The following is a 20,191-nucleotide window of genomic DNA, read 5'->3' on the forward strand; positions in this document are numbered from 1 at the left end:
ATGATCGAGACTAATGTCTCTCGCCACCACCAAACATTTCTACAGGTTATTCATAGCTACTACCAGCTGACAAAACCCAGGATCATCCCCTTATTACTCATTACTACAGCTGGAAGTATGTGGATAGCAGCTAAAGGGGAGGTTAACCCATTGCTGTTGCTAGTCACACTCGCTGGTGGTACTTTGGCAGCTGCAAGCGCCCAAGTCATTAACTGCGTTTATGACCGAGATATTGACTATGATATGGAAAGGACGCGCCATCGCCCTCTCCCTTCTGGTAAAGTACAGCCCCGCGATGCTTTAATTTTTGCGATCGCATTAGCTGTTATCTCTTTTACATTACTTTCAGTTTTTGCAAACCTACTAGCCGCCATGCTAGCAATGTCTGGCATTGTGTTTTACGTACTGATTTACACGCATTTACTCAAGCGTCACAGTACCCAAAACATTGTTATTGGTGGTGCTGCAGGTGCAATTCCTGCACTGGTGGGTTGGGCGGCGGTAACTGGTACATTAAGCTGGTCAGCATGGCTGATCTTTGGGATCGTCTTCTTGTGGACACCGCCTCACTTTTGGTCACTTGCTCTGATGATTCGAGATGACTACGCAAAGGTTGGTATACCAATGCTTCCCGTAGTTGCTGGTACAAAACCAACAGTGCAGCAAATTTGGTACTACACCCTCGTTACTGTAGCAGCAACACTTTTGCTGGTTTATCCTTTACACCAAAGTGGAACAGTCTATACAGCAATTGCCCTTTGGTTGGGAGCCATATTCATACACAAAGCTTGGCAATTATTGCACAATCCTGAAGACCGGACATTAGCGAAAGGATTGTTTCTTTACTCCATTTCTTACATGATGCTGTTGTGTCTTGGCATGGTTGTTGATAGTTTGCCTGTTACGCATCATGTTATTCATGTTGTTGTGGATAAGTTGCATCTACTTGTAAGCTAAAACTTGGTGGAAATTTAAGAGCGATAAGCACTCTTTCGGCTTGCGCCAAGGGCGATAAGCGCTCTTTCAGCTTGCGCTTCGCGATCGCACCTCAAAGTTTGGGCGTGCGATCGTTCTTGTTGTCATGATTTTTAGAGTTAAACTAGAAGAGACAAAATATTGAGGAGTACAAAATTATTCCAACAGCAGCACAAACATTGCAATGCTTTCTCCTATGCCGACGGCTAACGATGATGTACAGACCTATTTACCTAGTACGTTTGGACGAACGCGTAGGTGAAATCGTCATCATCGCCGGCGATGAAACTCAGGTAGCCATACAACCAGATGGAAAATGGGAGTTTAGAACATGAAACCCAACTTTAATGAAATGACTCTTACACAACTACGAGCTTATGTCCTAGCGCATCAAGACGATAACGAAGCGTTTTATACCTATATGGATAGGTCTAAGCAAGAGGGAACTTGGGTAAAAATGCCGCCTTTACAGTCAATTGATGACCTAGATAATTACCCTGAGTTTTTAGAGACGGTTTCAAAAGACGGAGAACAATGAGCATAATCATTGTTGTTAATTGTAAATTATACTAAAATCTCTCACCAATAAATAATTTCTCATTTAAACGCTTAGAGGATATCTGAAAAGTTTTGGTGAATAGAATTCGCTACTATACAAACAAAGTCCGCCTGCGCGGACTAACAAAAAATAAAAGTTCTGAAACCCACGTAGGTGAGTTTTGCCTGTGTAGCTGCGAATTCTACTAGCAAAAACTTAAATGTTACAAAGGCTTAATATCATGGCTCCTTTAAATCTACGTCGCCCCGAAAATATTAATGGCGATTTTTATGTTGATACAAGCTGTATAGATTGTGATACCTGCCGTTGGATGGCTCCAGAAGTATATACAGACGTTGGAGAACAATCGGCAGTTTATCATCAACCAACTAACGAGAAGGAAAGATTGGCAGCACTTCAAGCTCTTTTATCTTGTCCAACAAATTCTATTGGCACAGTTGAAACGCCTCAAGATATCAAAATTGCTCAACTCAGTTTTCCGATTCTAATCGAAGAAAATGTCTATCATTGTGGCTATCATTCGGAAAAATCTTATGGAGGCGCTAGTTACTTTATTCAACTTCCGGAAGGTAATGTTTTAATAGACTCTCCCCAATTTGCGCTTTCTTTAGTCAAACGGTTGGAAAAAATGGGGGGAATTCGCTATATGTACCTAACTCATAAAGATGACGTAGCAGATCATCAAAAGTTTGCCGACCATTTTAAGTGCGATCGCATTCTCCACACAGAAGATATCACTACAGGTACTCGTGGTGTAGAAATACAGCTAACAGGTTCAGAACCCTTTTTACTAACTCCTGACTTATTAATTATTACCGTTCCCGGTCACACCAAAGGACACACTGTTTTACTATACAAAAACAAATTTCTTTTTACTGGCGACCATTTGGCTTGGTCTGATGACCTCAAACAGTTAGAAGCCTTTCGAGATTACAATTGGTACTCTTGGTCTGAACAAATTAAATCCTTGCGCCAGCTTGCGAATTACTCATTTGAATGGGTTTTACCCGGTCATGGGCGGAGATACCACGCCGATCCAGAAACTATGCGCGAGCAAATGAATAAGTGTATTGCTCTAATGTCGAGCCTATAACTTAATCTCTCTCCATATCTGAGCAGAGGCAAAACGACTTAGATGTTTGACGTTAGTGGTAGCTATAACAATGTAGCGACTGGGAAATTCTTCGTTCAGCATCTGCCACTGAGCGCAGATGATAATATCAACATCAAGGCTCAGCTACTCGACTAAGCGTGCAGTTCCTTAGCGACAGCAATAAAGTACCGGAGGTGTCGCGGTTCGGTGATTTTTGATATTTTAAAAGTCTCAATTTTGAAAAAATATATATTGGACATCTTAAAAGAGTCTACCTATGATGCTCCTATAAGCACAAACGATTTGCGATCGCCGCATAAATATAGCCACTTATTTTGCGATAATCGCAGAACAAATACATCATAGGGACGATGACGACATTGGGGAGTAGCAAGATGTCAGAGAATTTTAGAAGCCAAGTTGTTACACAGGGAGTGCAGCGATCGCCAAACAGAGCAATGTTACGTGCTGTTGGTTTTAAAGACGAGGACTTTACCAAAGCGATTGTTGGTATTGCCAATGGCTACAGTACCATTACTCCCTGTAACATGGGAATCAATAAACTGGCGGAACGAGCAGAAGCAGGAGTCCGAAGCGCTGGGGCTATGCCACAACTGTTTGGCACAATCACCATCAGCGATGGTATTTCTATGGGAACAGAGGGAATGAAATATTCCCTGGTATCGAGAGATGTGATTGCTGATTCCATAGAAACCGCTTGCAACGGACAAAGTATGGATGGTGTCTTGGCAATTGGCGGTTGCGATAAGAATATGCCAGGAGCAATGATTGCTATTGCTCGCATGAACATTCCTGCCATCTTTGTCTATGGAGGAACTATCAAACCCGGACACTATAAGGGAACGGATTTAACAGTTGTCAGTGTTTTTGAAGCAGTGGGGCAATACGTTGCTGATAAGATAGACGAAAATCATTTCATGGAAGTCGAGCGTAGAGCTTGCCCTGGAGCGGGATCTTGCGGTGGTATGTTTACAGCAAATACCATGTCTAGCGCCATTGAAGCCATGGGTATGAGCTTGCCTTATTCTTCCACAATGGCAGCCGAAGATGAAGAAAAAGCTGATAGCACGGAAAAGTCAGCCTTTGTCTTAGTAGAAGCCATCCGCAAACAAATCTTACCCAGCCAAATTATTACCCGCAAATCTATAGAAAATGCTATTTCTGTCATTATGGCAGTGGGTGGTTCTACAAATGCGGTGTTACATTTGTTAGCAATTTGCCATGCTATGGGTGTAGAACTTTCTTTAGATGATTTTGAAACAATTCGCGCTCGCGTTCCCGTACTGTGTGATTTAAAACCAAGTGGTCGGTATGTAGCAACAGACTTGCACAAAGTTGGTGGAATTCCGCAAGTGATGAAAATGTTACTCGTACACGGGTTACTCCATGGTGACTGCCTAAGTATCACTGGAAAAACAGTGGCAGAAGTTCTAGCAGAAGTTCCCGAAGAACCACCTGCCAATCAAGATGTTATCCGTCCTTGGAACAATCCCATGTATCAACAAGGACATCTGGCTATCTTAAAAGGTAACTTGGCAACGGAAGGTTCTGTAGCAAAAATCACTGGGGTGAAGAAACCAAAAATCACCGGACCAGCAAGGGTTTTTGAATCAGAAGAATCCTGCTTGGATGCAATTTTAGAAAAGAAAATAAACCCAGGAGATGTTCTTGTTATCCGCTACGAAGGACCCAAAGGAGGTCCGGGAATGCGAGAAATGCTTGCTCCGACTTCAGCCCTGATTGGTGCTGGCTTGGGGGATTCCGTTGGGTTGATTACCGATGGACGCTTTTCAGGTGGGACTTACGGTATGGTTGTCGGTCACGTTGCACCAGAAGCAGCTGTTGGGGGTGCGATCGCTCTAGTGGAAGAAGGGGATACAATCACAATTGATGCCCATGCTCGGTTGCTGCACTTGCACTTGTCTGATGAAGAATTGGCTCAGCGAAAAGCTCATTGGCAAGCACCTCCACCCCGTTATACAACTGGCGTGTTAGCAAAGTATGCTAAGTTGGTTTCTTCTTGCAGTTTGGGTGCTGTCACAGATTTGAATTTGTTTTAAGCAGCCCTCACCCTAACCCTCTCCTACAGGGAGAGGGAATTCGCTCCCTACTCTTGTTCCCAGGCTGAGCCTGGGAATGCAGTTAGCGAGGCTCAGCCTCCTCTGATTGGCTACTGTTTTCATCAGGTTTGAGCCAGTTTTCTACCTTTAAATTAGAAATGCGAGAAAATTCACGAACATTGGCGGTAACAAGAGTTAGATCGAGGCTCAAAGAATGGGCAGCAATTAGTAAGTCATTACCTCCAATCGGTTTACCTTGCTGTTCTAAATCTGTGCGAATTTCCGCGTAACATAGCTCTACGGGATGAGTTAAAGGTAGTATTTCAATACTATTTAAGATGATTTCAAGTTTTTCTATAAGCTTTTGAGAGTTCTATTTTTTCGCTCCAAATCTTAATTCACACACTACTACAATACTTGTATAAACTGTATCTTATCCAACATTTTGAATTTATGAAAATATAACTCCTCTGGAGTTTTTAATTAGTTCGGAAATGATGTTTGTATCTAACAAGTATAAATAACTCATTTTTAAAGTTCAATATCATCCAAGGGTAACAACCCTTCGTCCACATCAGCAAAGTCTTCATCTAATGGTTCAAGAGTAGAGAGAGTTGCTAGGAGAGATTTTTTCTGGATCGGGAAAATAATGGCAAAAGGAACACCATTTTGTACAACAGTCAGCGTTTCACCTGTTTTTTGAGCTTGGTTAATTAAGTTTTGGACGGTTTCGGGAAGTTCTGCAAGAGCGATCTGTTTCACAATGGTTTCTGAAGTTAAAGGATGGGAATTTATTCTGCCTCAAGTTCCCTTATAAGGGTTTGAATGGGTAAGAACAGAGAACTCTTGCGTTTTTTAAAAGGGACAAATCCTTGTCGTAACCAAAAAGTCTTTGCTAAATCATTCCTAGTATCAACTCTAATTGCCCTAAATGCGGAATCAAGCTTATATAAAAGTATGATTCTTCTGTATACATCCCACAAAAGCTGGTTGCTATGGAAGATGCTATTCGCCAAAGCATAGAGTTATCTTAATGTAGTAGCATTTGATACAATTATTGCTCTTCAGTGATTGGATCGCCTTTTTTCCAAATTTCTCGATTGATGGGGCTAAATTGATTGCTAAGTGTAATATTTATTACGGAGACAGTTGCGTAATTTGGTACTGATACATCACCGGGACGGTTGGGTAAACCACCTGTACCTGTGATAGTGAAACTACTCTCTTGTTTTCGACTTCCACGAGCTATGCAGCTATTGGCAAGAAGTGCTTTGGTATCAATAAAGTTTGAAAATAGGGTAGGAAATCAAGACTAGTTTGTTCGCGTTTTCAATCGATCTGCTTTTTAATTTTCACTCTCTGCGGCTAAATAAAATATCTTTTAAAGTCGGTTCTAAAGGAACAGTCAGGCTACTAATATTGCCTTTGGTATCAGTTAAGAAAGATATCAATTTTGGTTGCTCGAAAAACTTATATTCCACAAAAATGTCATAGTGGTAGTGTTCTAATTTATAAATATTTGAATTATGAGTTGCTATTAAATTATTCTCGTTAATTTCCACTGAGAAGAGTCCGTATGCTGGATGCTCAAAATTACCTGTGTAATCTTCTAGAGGATGAGAAGGCTGGGTTCCAATTTTACGAGAGTATGCTATTTGCTCTTTAGCTACTGCAGTCGCTTCTTTGGCTCGAGCATATTTTTCTTTCATGCGTTGATTCCAAGGAACTTCATCTAGACCGAGTAAGCGATCGCATACATAATAAGTCACAATATGTACGACTGAGTTTCGATCCAGATTAGTCAGAACCACTATACCAATATTGTCTTGAGGCAGCAAAGTCACCCGTGCAGAAAATCCATCAATATTACCGCCATGCTGAATCAAATTATGACCTCGGTAAGCGGTAACTGCCCATCCCAAGCCATAAAAATAATAAAAAAGTTCATTATATTCCAGTGTTTGAGTCATCACAGATTGTGGAGAGTACATCTGATTTATACCTGACGGTGAGATAATTTGTTTCTCGCCATACTTCCCCTGATTAAGATGGAGTAAAAGCCACTTTGTCATATCAACAACATTAGAATTTATTGAACCAGCAGGACCGCTAACATCGACATTACAAAAGGGACTTTTCTCAACTTTGTTGTCTTTTTCTGCATAAGGAAGTGCAAAATCAGTAGCTTTTTGTGATGTCTCTACAGAGAAATTGCTGTCTCTCATTTCTAACGGATTAAAAATTTCCTGTTGCACAACTTTTTCCCAACTACTCTGTGTAATTTCTCCAACTAAGTACCCAGCCGTCATATACATCAAACTTTGATACTGAAAAACAGTACGCAATTCGTGAGTGGGTTCAAGATATTGTAAGCGCTCGATTATCTCTCGACGACTGAAGGGACTTTGAGACCACATAGCATCATGACGGGGTAAGCCAGACCGATGAGTCACGAGATCGCGGGGTGTGATATGTTGAGTTACATAGTCGTCATAAAGTTTAAAAGTAGGTAGATAATTTCTGACAGGTTTATCCCAGTCTAAGAGACCTCTTTCTACTAGGATACTCATCACCATTGTGGTAAAGGGTTTTGTACAAGAACCAATTGCGAAGAGAGTTTGTGGTGTAACAATTAAATTTTGTTCTACATCTCGCTCTCCAAAACCTTCACAAAAAATTATTTGGCTATCTTTAACGATGGCGATCGCCAGCCCTGGTACTTTCCACTCTTGCATTGTCTTATTGATAAATTCTTTTAGACCTTGCATGGTCATGGTACGCCTCTTTCAAAAAAAGCATCTTCAATTATTTAACAACCCAAGTTGATACTAATATAATTGTGCGTTTTTTGACTCAATATGACCAATGACAATATCAAGCAATGAAATTTATGCTTATTTAATAACAGCAGTTGACGAGCGAGTTTGGGCTGATAATTTAGCTAACAAAAATCCACTTCCAAAGAAAAAAATCATCAAAAATTTATTGTGGTAAGGGCGTCTCGCCTGTAGGGGGTGGCGGGCGAGGACGCCTACCTTACAGAAATCCCTGATTTGATTAAACGTTGGGTTTCGTTCCTCAATCCAACCTACGTTAATCTGTATTCTTGGAAATCCCTAATCCAAAATTCACGCATGGTATTATCTCAACCAAGGGCGGCTGACTTCCTCTAAATGCCCGATCTCATCATCAGCTAACTTCCAACCTAAAGCTCCGGCATTTTGCCGTACTTGTTCGGCTGTTTTTGCTCCTGCTATAGGAATCACGTTACCTTGGGCAATTAACCAATTGAGAGCAACTTGGGCGGGAGTTCGTCCGTGCTTTTCTCCCAACTGACGCAATACGGACATAACAGGTTCAATTTTCCGCAAACCTTCTCGGCTAAATCTAGGGTCTATCCTTCTCGCATCTTTAAAATCGTAAGTGCGATCGCCCTTGGCGCAAGCCGTACCCGGCTTATCGCTCGTATATTTTCCTGTCAGTAACCCCTGAGCGAGTGGGCTATATGCCAGTATTGTGACACCTAACTCACGGGCAGTGTGAAAAATGCCATTGCTTTCAATTTCACGAGTTAATAAAGAATAGCGTACTTGATTGACAGCTAAAGGCACTCCGCGAGTAGCTAATAGCTGATGAGCTTCTCGCATTTGCTGTGCTGAGTAATTACTGACACCTACAGCCTCAATTCTGCCTCGTTTTACCTCATCTGCTAAAGCATTCATGAGGGTTTCTTGACTCATCAAAAAGGCAAAAGGCCAATGGACTTGGTATAAAGCAACTCGCTGCACTTGCAGGCGTTTCAGGCTTTCTGTTAGAGCATCAGCAACAGACTGGCTCATAAATCGCCAAGGTGCCGGACCGTATTTAGTAGCAATTTGCACCTGTTTATCTGTTTTGTGCATGAATTGCCCTAAAAACTCTTCAGAGACTCCAAATCCATAAACTTCAGCAGTATCAAAGAAGGTGATACCTGCTTCTAATGCTGTATCAAAAGCTTCTTGTAACTCTTTTGAACCGTAGTTATTGCCATAATTCCAAAAGAGTTTATCACCCCAAGCCCAAGTTCCAATGCAAAGGGGTGTTACGGTTGGACCTTGCTGTCCTAGTGTGATACTTTCCACGCTTGATTAAATTTTATAGTTACATTTCTTTACGTTTTAAGTGTAACTTTTCAGTAATTGTTTATAAACAGTCAATAGGTTGAAATAAAGTTATTCTGAATTAATATTGGGATCTTTCCTTGGTAGTGGGTTATGGCAACCAGCGATTTTTCACCCAATCCTCAGTCAGATAAGTCAGCACAGTTAGAATCATTGCCTAAGGTCAAAGTATTCACGATGTTTCGCTTGGGCTTATTTCAGATGGGGTTGGGCATCATGTCGGTTCTTACTTTAGGAGTGTTGAATCGTATCATGATAAAGGAATTGGCAATTCCAGCAACACTTGTAGCGGGTACGATCGCAATGCACCAGCTTGTGGCACCGACAAGATTGTGGTTTGGACAAATGTCTGATGCTAAACCTTTTTTGAAGCATCACCGTACTGGTTATGTGTGGGTAGGTGCAGCACTGTTTGCGATCGCAGCTTTTTTAGCGGTACAAGTCACTTGGCAATTGGGTGCTAGTTTTTACACTGCAGGTTGGACGGCTCAAACCTACGGCTGGATTGCGCTGTTAGCTGGAATTTTTGCTTTCTACGGAGTAGCGCTGAGTTCAAGTTCCACTCCCTTTGCAGCATTGCTAGTGGATGTTTCTGATGAAGATAATCGCTCTAAACTGGTTGGTGTTGTTTGGTCAATGCTAATGGTAGGTATTGTGATTGGAGCAATTACAAGCTCAAAGTTACTACCTGCAGCCACGACTTGCCAAGAAACAGTAGGAACAGTATCTTTATACAGCCAACCCGCACAACTTGCCGCATTGCAAAATTCTATTAACCGCCTGTTTTTCATTTTGCCAGCTGTGGTTTTTGGGTTGGCAGTTCTAGCAACAGCAGGTGTTGAAAAAAAATACTCCAGGTATGGCATACGTTCCACTGTAACAGAACGAGAAGACCAAATTACTTTGACGAGAGCGCTTAAGGTGTTAACTGCTAGCCGCCAAACTGGTTTGTTTTTCACTTTTCTGTTGGTGATGACTATCAGCTTGTTTATGCAAGAAGCTGTGATGGAGCCTTATGGTGGTGAAGTGTTTGGAATGTGTGTTTCTCAAACAACACGGCTAAATGCTTTTTGGGGAACAGGAACACTGATAGGTATTGGTTCAACGGGCTTTCTCATCGTGCCACGTTTGGGCAAACAAAAAACTGCCATGTTAGGATGTTTTGCAGTTGCTTTTTCCATGGTATTTATTATCCTATCGGGATTTACGGCTAATGATAAATTCCTGCAAGGATCTTTACTGCTGTTTGGTTTGGCATCGGGTGTGACTACAACAGGAGCTATTAGCCTGATGCTAGATTTAACTGCAGCTGAAACAGCCGGAACATTCATTGGTGCTTGGGGTTTAGCACAAGCGCTCGCAAGGGCATTAGCAACAGTGAGTGGCGGTGCAGTACTGGATGTGGGTAAATATTTATTTACTCAAAAAGTACTGGCATATAGTTTGGTGTTTGGACTGCAAGCAATCGGAATGCTTCTAGCAATTTGGTTCTTGACGCGAGTCAATGTGAAAGAATTCCAGGACAATGCCAAGCAAGCGATCGCTTCTATTTTGGAAAGCGATCTGAATTGATGTTATCTTGCTAATAGCTAATAGCTAATAGCACTGTTAACAATTAGCCATTAGCAATTAGCCGTTTATTTGTATGAATGAATTTTGGACAACAATTATAGACTTTGCTCAAACAACCACTGCTAGGGTAGGAAAGCAGTTAATGCAAGATTTTGGGCGAGTACAAGCAGACCAAAAAGACGATGGCACTTTGGTAACACAATCGGATAAATGGGCAGATCGGGAAATTCGGGATGCGATCGCCTCTCTTTTTCCAGATTACGGTATTCTCACCGAAGAGGGTAACAAAGTTTTTCCAGGTACAGAATGGTGCTGGGTTATCGATCCTTTAGACGGAACCACCAACTTTACTCGTGGTATTCCCATTTGGGGAATTTCATTGGGTTTACTATACCAAGGCACACCAGTTTTTGGTTACGTTTATTTCCCACCAATAGGTGAAGCTTTTCACGGTTTTTGGAGGGGTACATCTGGGTTGGATTTGCCAAATGGAGCATTTCGCAATTACCAACCTGTCCGCACAAGCAATGACGATCCCAGTCACAATCACTTTTTCAACCTCTGTTCTCGCAGCACATCGGTTATACAAAAAGATTTTCCGTGCAAAATTCGGATGTTAGGTGTTGCTAGCTACAATTTTCTCACTGTTGCAGCAGGTGCAACATTAGGTGGTATTGAAGCGACACCAAAAATTTGGGACTTAGCAGGAGCTTGGGCGATCGTTCAAGCTGGAGGTGGTAGCTGGGTATCACTCGATTCGGAACCTTTTCCTTTAAAACCGGGTGAAGATTATACAAATCGTTCTTTTCCTACTCTAGTTGTGAGTCGTCAAGAATTGATTCCCGTGTTTTCTCAATTTGTTGCTAATTGTTAGTGGTTAGTAGATAGTTGTTAGTTGTTAATAACCACTAACCACTAACCACTAACCACTAACCACTAACTAATAAAGCATAGGATTTGTTTTTGGTTGATAATCCAAACAAGTTATGGCTTCTTCTGTGTTGGCAATAGAAGGATTGACAGTGCATTTGAGTCGGTAGTCATTGGTAAAATACTGACATCCAACACAGGGGATTTGATGCATCTGTTTTGCTGTACTTACACTGTCTCTCGCTGCTGTCCAAAGACTCCAAGCAACGGTCAAAGTTAATGACCAAGCACACAGAAAACAAACAGGTACTATAAACGGTTGAATTGCGTGTAATAAGTAATTTAATAGTTCCAGCACGGCAAGTCTCTATACAGATAATGAGTTAGGAGTTAGAAGTGACGAGTGTTTTAGTTTTACGCCCCACTTATCACTTTAGTTGTCACTTCTAATTTTGAACGTCTGACTATGGAGGTATAAACTAGATGCCAGCATGGCCAATAGCTAAACCGGCAACAAGCATTCCTAACACGAGAAATGGTTGAGCACTAGCTTGATATTTTACATCATTTTTTAAGGGGTCACGCAAAAAATACATATCTTGAAAGACGATTTGTGGAATGATGAGTAATACAAGAATTGCTGCGTATAAGTTCTCATGAAGGTAGACGAGATATGCGGCGGCTCCTGCTTGAAAAATATCAATCATAATGACGCATATCCAGGCGGCTGCGGTGACGCCAAACATGACGGGTAGTGATTTTAATCCGAACTGGCGATCGCCTTCCACACTTTTGAAGTCATTGACAATAGCGATCCCCAAGCCTGCCAAACTATAAACTACGGTGAAAACTACGACTTTCCAATTGAGTTCGCCGAATAAAGCATGACCGGTACACCAAGGTAAGGCTATGTAACTAGCTCCAAGAGCATAGCCTCCGAACCAACCGTTTTGTTTTAACTTGAGAGGGGGAGCAGAGTAGATGTACGCTATGAAAGAACCAAATATAGCAAGCACGGTGATATTTGGAAAGTCATGATTTGCCCAAACATCTAGTATAAATGCTAGGGCGATACCAGCAATTAGTAAAACAATAATTTGTGTAATGACTTGGGGTAAAGGAATTGCGCCGGAGGGAATTGGGCGATAGGGTTCGTTGACTGCATCAATTTCGCGATCGTAGTACTCATTGAGAGTTTGGGTATAACCTGCCAAGAGTGGTCCGGCTAGTAACATACAGGCTGCTGACTTTAACACGTTCTCCAATGTCCACGTGTAGTTACCAGAGGAAGCTGCACCACAAACGACGCCCCAGATCAAAGGAATCCAGGTAATAGGTTTCATCAATTGCAGGCGAATTTTCCATATAGAGGTTTCCCCAGGTGCTGCACCTTTCATACCCAGCAATTGCCTGGTTTTTGCACTGCGATCGACTATTGTGACTTTTTCTGTCTGTGTTTCTGTGTCTGAAACTTGAGGTGAATTAGGGTCTGGAGTAATAGGTGTTGATTCAGTCATAATATGGGCAAGGGGCAAGGGGCAAGGGGCAAAGGGCAAGGGGCAAGGGGCAATTGAATAGCTTTAAACTATGCTCAATGCCCTATTCCCAATGCGCTAGTCTCTAAAATGAGATTATCAAATAATTATTTTGAAATTTTGCACCAGTTATGGGTTTGCCTTTTAGGGTAGGAGGGAGGGAGATATTCCTTCGCTGATCTCCTGCTTCTACTGTGACTTCTGGTCCGTACTGGGTAAGTTTGACCTGTTTTTTGTCAAATCCGGGCAAAAATAAGCGTACTTGACTGGCGTTTACGTCTATTTCAATGGGTTTGGGTGCTTTGACGGCTTGCTCTACAAAATTGGGTAGAGCATCTATCAGAGGTTGCCAGTCTCCTGCTTTGACATCGGGTACTACACTGACTGGGAGTGGGGTAAATTGCTCGCTCCAGTTAGTGGTTGTGTCGGATGATGTGAGAATGACGCCACCAACGGTTAAACCGATTTGTTGTGAACTTCCCCAAAGATAGCGAGTTGTTGCGACTTCAATAGGATCGTCAGTAGTGACTAAGAAAGCTGCAACTCTTTTGGGGTCTGCTAGAGCGGCTTTTCCTCTATCTAAAAAATTATTGACTTGGTTGGTAGGTTGGGCAAAGTTATCTGCTGTCCAATTGATGTTAAAAAAAGTGCTTATCAGTGGTTGAATTAGGGGGGATTCGGAAATTGTTCTTCCTAAATCGGAATTGACAAACAATTGTTGGAATCGTCTTACATACCAGCTGAGGGACTCTGGCATTCCTAACATCCGCACGGTGGTGGTATCTCCCGTGCCATCGTAGATGATAACGTCATACTTACCGCTTGCATCGTACTCTCGGATTGCGTTTAAGGCGAGGGCGCTATCCATTCCTGGCAAAACTGCCAGTTCTTGACCGTAAACTTCTTTCAAGATAGGGGTACGGAGGTATTGCGCCTCAAGTTGTTTGACTTCCTCCCAACTGCGTTCTAGCAGCACTGAGGCTTGCAGTTGTACAACCTGCAAATTGGGAGAGATTTCTTGGGGGTCGGAACTCAGGGTTGTGCCTAGCAGAATTGGCAGTGCTGGTTCCGCTTGTCCTGCTAGGAGTACGCGATTGCCTTGGCTTGCTAATAATTTGGCAGATGCGATCGCAACTTTTGTGCGAGCAGAACTGCCTTTGCCCAAAAATGTCAATATTAGGGACATTACGTGATTCCTATTTATACCACCGATTCTTTCAACTCCAACTTAGCACTGACTTATAGCTGCTTACATATCCTAAGTTCTGATATGGCAAGCCCTCAAAGAGGGCATCTGCGCCAACAGCGAACGGGGATAGAATTCCCTTTACTGCACAACTTTGATCTCGTCTTCAAAGAACCAAGTGGCGAAGTTGTCGTCAAATTTCACGACGACACCAATACCACGTCCATCGGTCATTTTGTAGCCTTCAATTGTGCCAACTTGTCCGAGCCTTTTGGCAATAGGGGAGGAAACGCGATCGCGCAAACGGAAGACTTTAACCTTTTGTCCAATTTCCATGCTAGTTTACAAAACGATAAACCAAGACTCAGTTTAGCGGAATCTGGTACTTAGAGTTAATGGTTGGTGGTTAGTCGTTAGTGGTTAGTCGTTAGTAGGGGCGCGGCGGCCTTGCGCCCAGATAGTGGTTAGCTGCTTGTGACTAGTACAGCCTAACGTAAATAAGCCAGTCATTTAAACCTGTCAAAAGTATATGAGAAAAGCTTTTAAAGCTTCTACCTTCTCTCTTCTGCCCTCTGCCTTTTTGTACTAGAATGAGATGAATAAGTAAGCAGGTACAAGCAAATGTTTGTCACAGCGCAACAGCTAGAAAAACAGATGCCAGATGCGACTCGGTTATTAAGTGATGAACCAGAAATGGAAAGTTCGTTACATTATATGCAGCTACTGCTGCTCGTAAGTTGTTTGGAGTGGCTGTGGCGCGAGCAGAATGATTTCTTTATTGGTGCAAATTTAACTGTTTACTTTAGTCGCCAACAGTTGAAAAATCGAGAGTTTAGAGGACCGGACTTTTTCTTGGTGAAAGAAACAGAAAAACGTCCCCGTACTTCCTGGGTAGTGTGGGAGGAAGATGGTCGTTATCCAGACTTAATTATTGAATTACTTTCTGACAGTACAGCAAATGTTGACCGAAAATTGAAGAAGAATTTATATCAAAATCGTTTTCATACTCCTGAGTATTTTTGGTTTTCACCGGAAAGTTTGGAGTTTATGGGTTTTGAGATGGTGGGTAACCAGTATCAGGAAATTGTATCAGATGCACGGGGATGGCGTTGGAGTCAAGTGTTAGGTCTGTACTTGGGTGTGGAGTCTGGGAAACTTCGTTATTTTACACGGGATGGGGATTTAGTCCCGACACCAGAAGAAGCAGCGATCGCGGCACAGAAACGAGCAACGGAGACAGAAATGCTGTTAGAACAAGAACGGATGCGATCGCTACAGTTAGCGGAGCAGTTACGATTGTTGGGAATCGCTCCAGAAAGTTTAACCAACCCGGATCGAAGTTGAAGTTAGAGGTAACAGCTATGTATCAAAATCCGCCTTGTCCACCACAGAAAATTCTACCCACAATGTACGATCTACCAAGTGAATTAGTGGGAGAAACCGGATTGCCAGACGAATTTCATATTTTTCAGCCTAGATTGCTGAGTGAAACTTGCCAACCTCGTAATTTTCCCTCCGAGGAAATTTTACTTGCTACAGACTTAAATCTTTACTACGATCTTCGGAATCCACTCTGGTATAAACGACCCGATTGGTATGTGGTTTTGGGGGTAGCTCGTGCTCAACAACAAAAAGACTTGCGCTTGAGTTACGTAATTTGGCAAGAAGGAGTTACTCCATTGTTAGTTGTTGAGTTGCTTTCACCTGGTACAGAAGAGGAAGATTTGGGACAAACTCTCAGGGAAGCGAAAAAGCCCCCAACTAAGTGGCAAGTTTACGAGCAAATTTTACGTATTCCTTACTACGTTGTATTTGATCGATATACAAATCGATTGCGAGGTTTTCGTTTGGAGGGAACTCGTTACAAAGAACTATCGTTACCTGACCAACGGTTGTGTTTAGAAGAATTACAGATTGGTCTGGGGGTTTGGCAAGGTTCTTATGAGGGGATAGAAGGTTTATGGCTGCGTTGGTATGATGTTAATGGGCAATGGCTACCAACAGCTAGTGAACGTACAGCGCAAGAAAGTCAACTTGTGGAACAAGAACGCCACCGTGCAGAGCAAGAACACCACCGTGCAGAGCGACTAGCAGAGTATTTACGCTCTCAGGGAATTGATCCGGACAACTTGCCCTAGACGTGGGACAATAACTTATACAGTAGGAACTTTCATTGAAAGTAAGCTTCATTGAAAGAAATTTGGTGTGTAGGTAGTGAGTGAGGAAGCTGAAATTGATGCCAACCATGCGAGGAGTAGTACGGAAGGCTGGAAAGCTAAGGCGAGTACTGCCAGTTAGTGATAGCTGGTGGGCAAAGTTTGACTTGCTGAGGACTCTAGTAAGGCGCGATCTGGAGGCAAGGTACAAAGGTTCCGTCTTGGGTAACTTTTGGCCTTTGTTGAATCAATTATCACAGTTATTGATATACACTTACGTATTCTCAATTGTTCTTAAGGTGAAGCTAAGCTTAAAAACTTTACCAGATAACGAGTTTACCTTTGGTATATGGTTATTTGCAGGGCTACTACCGTGGATCGCATTCAGCAGTGGTTTGATTCAAGCTGCTAATTCAGTAGTAATACAGCCAAATTTAGTGAAGAAAGTGGTATTTCCCATTGCTTTGTTACCATTAGTGCCAATTTTATCAACATTCATTGAAAGTTCATTTGGTCTCATGGTATTGATTTTTTTTGTAGCGGTAATTTCTCATAATATCCACACGACTCTTGCTCTGTTACCTTTGGTATGGCTACCACAGTTATTGTTTACGGCTGGTTTAGGGTACTTAGCAGCAGCATTGACTGTGTTTTTGCGTGATATTCCTCAGACTATGGGGGTAATACTAAATCTTTGGTTTTATCTGACGCCCCTCGTGTATCCATCTGATGTTATTCCTCTAAGATGGCGAATTTTAGTATTTTGGTTAAATCCAATGGCGGCTATTGCAGAAGTTTACCGAGATTTAGTCTTAGCAGGCAATGTCAAGCATTGGGGTGAGTGGGGGATGGCTACAGTAATTGCTGTCTGTATCTTTCATGGTGGATTATGGTGTTACCGTCGCTTGCGTCCAGCTTTTGCAGATGTGTTATAAGGTTAAAAGTGTAAAATACTTCGCTGGATAGAAACGGGATCATCATTAAATTTGGAAAACTTTCTTTCACCAAAACTTCATAAAATAAACATCTATCTTAAGAGGTAATAATGAAAAAAGTATTGTGCTTGGAGGTATATGCAAAAACAGTAGGTAAAATACAGAACTGGCATCCTTAACAGTGCCATGGCATTATAATTGATGTTGAAAACAGTAAATCTTGTTAATTAATCGGAATGCCACTTTATTATTTGGTATAAGGACTTAGCAAGAGCAATGTGATGAATGTGATTAAAATTTTGGTGTGAGAGTTAAGGATTAACAGCACAAGCATGGTTGAGGAAATTGCAATTTCCCTAAAAAATGTCTCAAAGTGCTTTAAGCGGTATGCTCATCCTGTAGATCGGCTAAAAGAACTTTTGTTACCAGGCAACAGTAGATCTGATGAGTTTTGGGCATTGCGAGATATTAACTTGGAGATTCCGAAGGGAAAAACTGTGGGGCTTGTAGGACGCAATGGTTCTGGGAAAAGCACGTTATTGCAAATAATTGCCGGAACGCTAACACCAACTACAGGAGGAGTAAACGTTAAGGGCAGAGTATCAGCACTTCTAGAATTAGGTAGCGGGTTTAATCCAGAGTTTACCGGACGGCAAAACGTATTTTTTAATGGAAGATTATTAGGATTAACTCAGCAAGAAATTGAAGATAAATTTGATGAGATTGCTGGATTTGCTGATATCGGAGATTTCATTGACCAGCCTGTAAAAACATACTCAAGTGGTATGTTTGTTCGTTTAGCTTTTGCTGTAGCGGTAAATGTCGATCCAGAAATTTTAATAGTTGACGAAGCATTGGCTGTTGGAGATGTGGTATTTCAACATCGTTCTATGCGACGGATGCGAGCTTTGATGGATTCTGGAGTAACAACTTTATTTGTCTCCCACGATCCAGGAGCAATAAAGACTTTGTGTAACTCAGCCGTAATGATCGATGACGGAAAAATTTATACATCGGGTCTTCCTAATGATGTCATTATAAAGTACATGAAACTTGTGACAGAAACAGAGTTGGGAATATTACCTCTGGAAGAGGAACTACAATCCAATTCTGAAGTCAAGGAAAATACTGTTACACAACAGAGAATACAACCTCCTAAACCTATAGTTAAAGTAAAGCCAACACGCAGAGGTAATCGTAAGGCGTTAATTGAGAAAATTTTATTGCTGAATCAAGCAGGAGAAAATACTGGAGAGGTTATTATTTTTGGATTTAATGAACAAGTCACGTTGCTTGTAGATATCCAAGTTTACGAACCTCTACAAGGGTGTATTGTTGGTTTTTTTATTTGTGATAAAAATGGTAACGAACTGATTGGTAGCAACACTATTGAAGAGAACCGACCAATTGGCAGGCTAGAGCCTGGAATTAGATTGCACATTGAGTTCAAATTTCATTTGTCCTTGCGTCCTGGTTCCTATAGTTTAACTGTAGCAGGTGCAGAGAACTATACAGCAATGACTTTTGATTGGGTTGATAATGCAATAGTTTTTCAAGTTTTACCTCCCGATACAGGAAAGCGTATTCATGCCTTGGTTGATATACCGATTGGCGTTGAAGTGTCACAGCAGATGTTACCAATTTTGGCAACCTATGATGAGAGTATGATTGCATGAGTAGTAGTGGGGAAAAGGATTATCCTTCGTTATCTGATTTATCGGAAGCCGACTTAGGTGAAAACTTAAGTGTAAAAAAAATGTTGCGCTTGGTAGGAGAAAACAAGCAAGTTGTAGATTTTGGCTGTGCAACTGGTTATTTTGCTCGGTGGCTAACTCATAGAGGATGCCAGGTAACTGGAGTCGAGATCAACTCAAATGCAGCCCAAGTTGCTAAGTCTTATTGCGAACAAGTTATTGTAGCTGACTTAGATTTTACATCTCTAGTTGAGATTTTACCAAACCAAACATTTGATGTAGCTGTATTTGGAGATGTTTTAGAACACTTACGCGATCCTTGGCGTGTATTACAACAGGCTCGTCAAATATTAAAACCAGAAGGATATGTCGTTGTGTCTATACCAAATATTGCTCATGGAGCGATTCGGCTAGCTTTACTACAAGGGCGATTTGAGTACATGGCACAAGGAATTCTAGATAATACACATCTCAGATTTTTTACATATAGAACTGTTAAAGAATTGTTGGAGAGTTCCGGATATTTTATTGATGTAATGGAACGAACAAAATTGCCAATTAGTTCTGCCTCTGAATTGCTACCAGATATTAATACAAATAATTTTGATATTAAAATTCTTCAAAGTCTGGAACAAGATGAAGAAGCAGACACTTTGCAGTTTGTTATCAGAGCGTTTCCTTTATCCTTGGAAGGTAAGTATGCAGCATTGAATGAAGAGTATACTAGGCTAGTCAATGAAGTAAAATCTTCTTATGCTGAACTAGAACAAATTCGTTCGGAACTACAACAATCACAGAGTGAACTCCAAGAAAAAGAAACTGAATTAGAAAAATCACAAATACAAATTCAACAAAAGCAGTCAGAATTAGAGCGTTCTCAAGTTGAGATTAAAGAAAAACAAAAATCTTTAGAACAATCACAAACTCAACTGCAACACATACAAACAGAATTAGAGCGAGTTGATTTTCAGTTACAACAAACTCAGGCGGAGCTAAAGGATGCTCACTCACAAATAAAACAAACTCAAGTAGAACTAAAGGATTCTCAATCGGAACTGCAACAAACTCAAGCGGAACTAGAGAATTCTCAATGGCAATTGCAACAACTGCAAGCGGAACTAGAGCATTTTCAATCATCGGAACTGCAACAAACTCAGGCGGAACTACAGTATTCTCAATTGCAACTACAGCAGGTACAGCTTCAGTTGCAACAAGCTCATGCAGGTTGGGAACGTTGTCAAAACATTGTTCAGGCAATGGAAAGTAGTAAATTTTGGAAAATCCGACAAAATTGGTTTATGTTGAAGAGCTTATTAGGGTTGAAAAATGATTAAAATATTTTAAAGAATCAGTAAAATCACTTGTCATGTCAAAA

The 20,191-nt window shown here is 41.5% G+C and carries 21 protein-coding genes; 13 read left to right on the forward strand and 8 right to left on the reverse strand.

Annotated elements, in window-relative coordinates; translation table 11 throughout:
- From WA1_RS34245 to ilvD, 5 genes are all read left to right on the forward strand, one after another.
- Complete coding sequence (locus tag WA1_RS34245; protein WP_017743530.1) at positions 1–957, forward strand: heme o synthase; 957 nt, start codon at positions 1–3, stop codon at positions 955–957.
- Between the two features lie 176 nt (positions 958–1,133).
- Positions 1,134–1,310, forward strand: a complete 177-nt coding sequence (locus tag WA1_RS60550; RefSeq protein ID WP_419183625.1) for a DUF6888 family protein — start codon at positions 1,134–1,136, stop codon at positions 1,308–1,310.
- Positions 1,307–1,513 (forward strand): DUF6887 family protein, encoded by a 207-nt coding sequence (locus WA1_RS34250; RefSeq protein WP_017743528.1) that lies wholly within the window; start codon positions 1,307–1,309, stop codon positions 1,511–1,513. The genes WA1_RS60550 and WA1_RS34250 overlap by 4 nt, the downstream gene beginning before the upstream one ends.
- A 241-nt stretch (positions 1,514–1,754) precedes the next feature.
- Positions 1,755–2,627 (forward strand): MBL fold metallo-hydrolase, encoded by an 873-nt coding sequence (locus tag WA1_RS34255; RefSeq protein ID WP_026134661.1) that lies wholly within the window; start codon positions 1,755–1,757, stop codon positions 2,625–2,627.
- 395 nt (positions 2,628–3,022) lie between these two features.
- On the forward strand, positions 3,023–4,708 hold the full coding sequence (ilvD, locus tag WA1_RS34260; protein WP_017743525.1) for a dihydroxy-acid dehydratase: 1,686 nt from the start codon (positions 3,023–3,025) through the stop codon (positions 4,706–4,708).
- Positions 4,709–4,790: 82 nt separating this feature from the next.
- Here the strand turns inward: ilvD and WA1_RS60555 are convergent, their stop codons facing one another.
- The 3 genes from WA1_RS60555 to WA1_RS34270 all read right to left on the reverse strand — a co-directional run bounded on the left by WA1_RS60555 (position 4,791) and on the right by WA1_RS34270 (position 7,482).
- Complete coding sequence (locus WA1_RS60555; protein WP_336389850.1) at positions 4,791–5,066, reverse strand: PIN domain-containing protein; 276 nt, start codon at positions 5,064–5,066, stop codon at positions 4,791–4,793.
- Between the two features lie 173 nt (positions 5,067–5,239).
- Positions 5,240–5,470, reverse strand: a complete 231-nt coding sequence (locus WA1_RS34265; protein ID WP_017743524.1) for a type II toxin-antitoxin system Phd/YefM family antitoxin — start codon at positions 5,468–5,470, stop codon at positions 5,240–5,242.
- Between the two features lie 590 nt (positions 5,471–6,060).
- The gene (locus tag WA1_RS34270) at positions 6,061–7,482 is read right to left on the reverse strand and encodes a serine hydrolase (RefSeq protein WP_017743523.1); all 1,422 of its coding nucleotides are present in this window, start codon (positions 7,480–7,482) and stop codon (positions 6,061–6,063) included.
- A gap of 91 nt (positions 7,483–7,573) precedes the next feature.
- Between WA1_RS34270 and WA1_RS60560 the strand changes: the two genes are divergently transcribed.
- Positions 7,574–7,702, forward strand: coding sequence for a hypothetical protein (locus WA1_RS60560; protein ID WP_017743522.1), 129 nt, complete (start codon positions 7,574–7,576; stop codon positions 7,700–7,702).
- A 146-nt stretch (positions 7,703–7,848) separates the two neighbouring features.
- Here the strand turns inward: WA1_RS60560 and WA1_RS34275 are convergent, their stop codons facing one another.
- Positions 7,849–8,829 (reverse strand): aldo/keto reductase, encoded by a 981-nt coding sequence (locus WA1_RS34275; protein WP_017743521.1) that lies wholly within the window; start codon positions 8,827–8,829, stop codon positions 7,849–7,851.
- 132 nt (positions 8,830–8,961) lie between these two features.
- Here WA1_RS34275 and WA1_RS34280 point away from each other — a divergent pair, with 132 nt between their 5' ends.
- Together WA1_RS34280 and WA1_RS34285 are read left to right on the forward strand one after the other, a co-directional pair.
- Positions 8,962–10,440 (forward strand): BCD family MFS transporter, encoded by a 1,479-nt coding sequence (locus tag WA1_RS34280; RefSeq protein WP_017743520.1) that lies wholly within the window; start codon positions 8,962–8,964, stop codon positions 10,438–10,440.
- A gap of 73 nt (positions 10,441–10,513) precedes the next feature.
- The gene (locus tag WA1_RS34285) at positions 10,514–11,314 is read left to right on the forward strand and encodes an inositol monophosphatase family protein (protein WP_017743519.1); all 801 of its coding nucleotides are present in this window, start codon (positions 10,514–10,516) and stop codon (positions 11,312–11,314) included.
- 66 nt (positions 11,315–11,380) lie between these two features.
- On the opposite strand, the gene WA1_RS34290 is transcribed toward WA1_RS34285, so the two are convergent.
- The 4 genes from WA1_RS34290 to petP all read right to left on the reverse strand — a co-directional run bounded on the left by WA1_RS34290 (position 11,381) and on the right by petP (position 14,367).
- Positions 11,381–11,668: a hypothetical protein gene (locus WA1_RS34290; RefSeq protein ID WP_017743518.1), complete on the reverse strand. Its 288-nt coding sequence runs from the start codon at positions 11,666–11,668 to the stop codon at positions 11,381–11,383.
- A 121-nt stretch (positions 11,669–11,789) separates the two neighbouring features.
- On the reverse strand, positions 11,790–12,827 hold the full coding sequence (gene chlG / locus WA1_RS34295) for a chlorophyll synthase ChlG (protein WP_026134660.1): 1,038 nt from the start codon (positions 12,825–12,827) through the stop codon (positions 11,790–11,792).
- A gap of 103 nt (positions 12,828–12,930) precedes the next feature.
- Positions 12,931–14,031 (reverse strand): Get3/ArsA fold putative tail anchor-mediating ATPase NosAFP, encoded by a 1,101-nt coding sequence (locus tag WA1_RS34300; RefSeq protein WP_017743516.1) that lies wholly within the window; start codon positions 14,029–14,031, stop codon positions 12,931–12,933.
- 141 nt (positions 14,032–14,172) lie between these two features.
- Positions 14,173–14,367, reverse strand: coding sequence for a cytochrome b6f subunit PetP (gene petP, locus WA1_RS34305; RefSeq protein WP_017743515.1), 195 nt, complete (start codon positions 14,365–14,367; stop codon positions 14,173–14,175).
- A gap of 285 nt (positions 14,368–14,652) precedes the next feature.
- On the opposite strand from petP, the gene WA1_RS34310 reads away from it, so the two are divergent.
- The 5 genes from WA1_RS34310 (at position 14,653) to WA1_RS34330 (ending at position 20,150) form a co-directional block, all read left to right on the forward strand.
- Entirely contained in the window at positions 14,653–15,375 is a 723-nt protein-coding gene (locus tag WA1_RS34310; protein WP_017743514.1) for a Uma2 family endonuclease, read from the forward strand.
- 17 nt (positions 15,376–15,392) lie between these two features.
- Entirely contained in the window at positions 15,393–16,169 is a 777-nt protein-coding gene (locus WA1_RS34315) for a Uma2 family endonuclease (protein WP_017743513.1), read from the forward strand.
- 107 nt (positions 16,170–16,276) lie between these two features.
- Positions 16,277–17,122, forward strand: a complete 846-nt coding sequence (locus WA1_RS34320) for an ABC transporter permease (protein ID WP_026134659.1) — start codon at positions 16,277–16,279, stop codon at positions 17,120–17,122.
- A gap of 332 nt (positions 17,123–17,454) precedes the next feature.
- Entirely contained in the window at positions 17,455–18,798 is a 1,344-nt protein-coding gene (locus WA1_RS34325; protein WP_017743511.1) for an ABC transporter ATP-binding protein, read from the forward strand.
- Positions 18,795–20,150 (forward strand): class I SAM-dependent methyltransferase, encoded by a 1,356-nt coding sequence (locus WA1_RS34330; RefSeq protein WP_017743510.1) that lies wholly within the window; start codon positions 18,795–18,797, stop codon positions 20,148–20,150. Before WA1_RS34325 ends, WA1_RS34330 begins: the two co-directional genes overlap by 4 nt.
- Positions 20,151–20,191: the final 41 nt, after the last annotated feature.

The sequence above is a fragment of the Scytonema hofmannii PCC 7110 genome (assembly GCF_000346485.2).
GTDB lineage: Bacteria > Cyanobacteriota > Cyanobacteriia > Cyanobacteriales > Nostocaceae > Scytonema > Scytonema hofmannii.

Bases quoted from the DNA above. Each gene is read 5' to 3' on its own strand.
- WA1_RS34310 (WP_017743514.1), top strand. From the start codon at position 14,653: ATGTTTGTCACAGCGCAACAGCTAGAAAAACAGATGCCAGATGCGACT.
- WA1_RS34280 (WP_017743520.1), top strand. From the start codon at position 8,962: ATGGCAACCAGCGATTTTTCACCCAATCCTCAGTCAGATAAGTCAGCA.
- WA1_RS34270 (WP_017743523.1), bottom strand. From the start codon at position 7,482: ATGACCATGCAAGGTCTAAAAGAATTTATCAATAAGACAATGCAAGAG.
- WA1_RS34250 (WP_017743528.1), top strand. From the start codon at position 1,307: ATGAAACCCAACTTTAATGAAATGACTCTTACACAACTACGAGCTTAT.
- petP (WP_017743515.1), bottom strand. From the start codon at position 14,367: ATGGAAATTGGACAAAAGGTTAAAGTCTTCCGTTTGCGCGATCGCGTT.
- ilvD (WP_017743525.1), top strand. From the start codon at position 3,023: ATGTCAGAGAATTTTAGAAGCCAAGTTGTTACACAGGGAGTGCAGCGA.
- WA1_RS34285 (WP_017743519.1), top strand. From the start codon at position 10,514: ATGAATGAATTTTGGACAACAATTATAGACTTTGCTCAAACAACCACT.
- WA1_RS34255 (WP_026134661.1), top strand. From the start codon at position 1,755: ATGGCTCCTTTAAATCTACGTCGCCCCGAAAATATTAATGGCGATTTT.
- WA1_RS60560 (WP_017743522.1), top strand. From the start codon at position 7,574: ATGACAATATCAAGCAATGAAATTTATGCTTATTTAATAACAGCAGTT.
- WA1_RS34300 (WP_017743516.1), bottom strand. From the start codon at position 14,031: ATGTCCCTAATATTGACATTTTTGGGCAAAGGCAGTTCTGCTCGCACA.
- chlG (WP_026134660.1), bottom strand. From the start codon at position 12,827: ATGACTGAATCAACACCTATTACTCCAGACCCTAATTCACCTCAAGTT.
- WA1_RS34245 (WP_017743530.1), top strand. From the start codon at position 1: ATGATCGAGACTAATGTCTCTCGCCACCACCAAACATTTCTACAGGTT.
- WA1_RS34330 (WP_017743510.1), top strand. From the start codon at position 18,795: ATGAGTAGTAGTGGGGAAAAGGATTATCCTTCGTTATCTGATTTATCG.
- WA1_RS34315 (WP_017743513.1), top strand. From the start codon at position 15,393: ATGTATCAAAATCCGCCTTGTCCACCACAGAAAATTCTACCCACAATG.
- WA1_RS34325 (WP_017743511.1), top strand. From the start codon at position 17,455: ATGGTTGAGGAAATTGCAATTTCCCTAAAAAATGTCTCAAAGTGCTTT.
- WA1_RS34320 (WP_026134659.1), top strand. From the start codon at position 16,277: ATGCGAGGAGTAGTACGGAAGGCTGGAAAGCTAAGGCGAGTACTGCCA.